We start from the raw sequence: 2514 nt of genomic DNA, 5'->3' as shown, positions 1-2514 counted from the left end.
GCGCGGGTGGGCGGGACCTGCGGGCCAGCCTGGAGGAGCACCGGGAGCACGTCCGCCGGGGCATGCGCGAGGAGCTCCAGGAGTGGATCGACCGGGCGCCGCTGCTGATCACCGAGCGGACGGAGTTGACGGCGGCGTACGAGCAGAGCCTCGTCGACTTGGCCGCGTTGCGCTACGTTCCGTTGACCAAGGCGGGGGCGGTGCCGGTGGGTGGCCTGCCGTGGGGCATGGCGTTCTACGGGCGGGACGCGATCATCACGGGCCTGCAGACCATGGCGTTCACCCCCGAGCTGGCCCGGGCGACGCTGCGAACCCTCGCCACGCTGCAAGGCGACCGGCTCGACGACGAGCACGACGAGGAGCCCGGGAAGATCATGGCGGAGCTGCGCTACGGCGAGGCGGCGGCGTTCGGTGAGGAACCGACAGCCCTCTACTACGGCGCGGCGGACACCACGCCCCTCTTCGTCGTCCTGCTCGACGAGTACGAGCGGTGGTCGGGCGACGCCGACCTCGTGCGGGACCTGCGACATCCGGCCCGGATGGCGCTGGACTGGATCGGCGAGTACGCCGACCTCACCGGTGACGGTTACCTGCGCTACCTGACGCGCAACAGCCGCAAGGGGTGGGTCAACCAGGGCTGGAAGAACTCGCCGGAGGCGATCTCGTACGCCGACGGCCGGCTGCCGGGCCTTCCCCGGGCGACCTGCGAGCTGCAGGGCTACGCGTACGACGCCAAGCTGCGGGGCGCCCGACTGGCCCGGGAGTTCTGGGGCGACCCGGTCTACGCCGAGCGGCTGGAACAGGAGGCGGCGGAGCTGAAGCGGCGGTTCAACCAGGACTTCTGGCTGCCGGACCGGGAGTACTACGCGCTGGCCCTGGAACCGGACGGCACCCCGGTGGACGCGCTGTCGTCGAACATCGGGCACCTGTTGTGGAGTGGCATCGTCGACGACGAGCGGGCCGCCGCAGTCGCCGCCCATCTGGTCGGCCCGGCCCTCTTCTCCGGCTGGGGGGTGCGTACGCTCGCCTCCGGCCAGCGCCGGTACAACCCGGTCGGGTCGCACCTGGGCGCGGTCTGGCCGTCGGACAACTCGCTGATCGCGGCCGGGCTGCGCCGTTACCGCCGCGACGAGGAGGCCGCCCGGATCGCGTCGGGCATCTTCGACATGGCGTGCACTCTCGGTGGCTCGGTGCCCGAGCTGATCGCCGGCTACGAGCGCGAGGTGACGAAGTACCCGGTCCAGCTGCCGGCCGCCGGCCGCCCCCAGGCGTGGTCCTCCGGCGGCGTGCTGTTGCTGCTCAGCGCCCTGCTCGGGCTGCGGCCGAGCGGGGACAATCTCCTGGTCAGTCCCGCGCTGCCGCCGGGCTTCGGGCGGGTCGAGCTGTTGGACATCCCGGGCCGCTGGGGACGTTCCGACGGGTACGGGCGCGACCACGCCTCCTCCCTCCGGACCCGTCGCCCCCGGTTGCGCTGACCGCCGCCTCGGCCGCCGCGGCGAGCCCGCGACCCGGGGCGGGTCAGCGCAGCGGCGCGACGATCTCGTACCCGGCCGAGATCTCCTCGGCGGCGGTCGGATCATCGGTGACCAGCAGGGCGGCCTCCAGCACGCGGGCCGGTTCCGGGCCGGTCCGCCACGCCCGTACCGTCGCGGCCCAGGCCGGTCCCGGCTCGGGCGGCGCCGTCGCGAGATGGTTGGCGAGGTGACGGGCCGCGGAGGTGCCACCGTCGGCCACCCAAGCCGCGAGGAACGGCCCGACGTCGACCCCGGTGGCACCGATCGCGGCGAGCACCTCGCCCACCTCGACCGGCGCCGGGAACCCCGCGAGGATGTGTCGCCACCAGGCGTCCAGGTACGTCTCGATCGCCTGCTGCTCGTCCCGGGGCCAGGTGCGCCAGTGCGCGCCGACGATACCGAGCAGCTTCGTGGGCACGACCGGGTCGTCGATCCCGCCGACGGCCAGCACCTCCAGCACCCGGGGAAGGAAATGTCGCAGGTCCGTGACGTCACCCCAGGTGCTGACCGCCTTGCCGGCGAATCGGCGCAGCTGTTCGCCGGTGAGCGCGCGCAGCGGCGTGTCGAGCAGCGCCGCCACTTCGGCCGGCGCCACGCAGTGAAAGCAGTACGCCATCCGGCTGGGCCGGGGATGCCGACGGAAGGATTCGTCCGATGATGATGTCGCCGCCAGGACGAATAGCGACACTCCGACCAGAAACATGAGTCAGGTCGGATGCTGCTGGTCGACGAGTCAGTCGCCGGTCGGGCGTCGCCGCCCCGTCGGTTCGCGCGGCCAACACCGCACAACGCTCAACGGCCCGGCCGACCGTCGTATCGGAGCGCAGCCGTACGCGAACGAGCCACCGACACGCCGGGCGCGGGCCGAGGGTGGTTCCGTCGGCGTCAAGTCGTGCGACCGTACCGGGCGGTCGTCCGGTGGGTGGCCGGATGCTCGCCGGGATCGATCGGCCGGGTCCGGTCACCCTGCTCGACGGGACGGCCGGGCGGGGCGGTGGGC

The 2514-nt window shown here is 73.1% G+C and carries 2 protein-coding genes; one reads left to right on the top strand and one right to left on the bottom strand.

Annotated features, from left to right (window positions below; all coding sequences use genetic code 11):
- On the top strand, nucleotides 1-1475 hold a 1475-nt coding region (locus E1211_RS31660; RefSeq protein WP_132353850.1), incomplete at its 5' end, for an amylo-alpha-1,6-glucosidase.
- 43 nt (nucleotides 1476-1518) lie between these two features.
- Here the strand turns inward: E1211_RS31660 and E1211_RS31655 are convergent.
- Complete coding sequence (locus tag E1211_RS31655) at nucleotides 1519-2109, bottom strand: hypothetical protein (protein ID WP_132353848.1); 591 nt, start codon at nucleotides 2107-2109, stop codon at nucleotides 1519-1521.
- Nucleotides 2110-2514 lie beyond the last annotated feature (405 nt).

The sequence above is a fragment of the Micromonospora sp. 15K316 genome (assembly GCF_004348525.1).
Lineage (GTDB): Bacteria > Actinomycetota > Actinomycetes > Mycobacteriales > Micromonosporaceae > Micromonospora.
The sequence above is the reverse complement of the archived record's forward strand: the minus strand, read 5'-3'. Positions and strand labels throughout refer to the sequence as shown.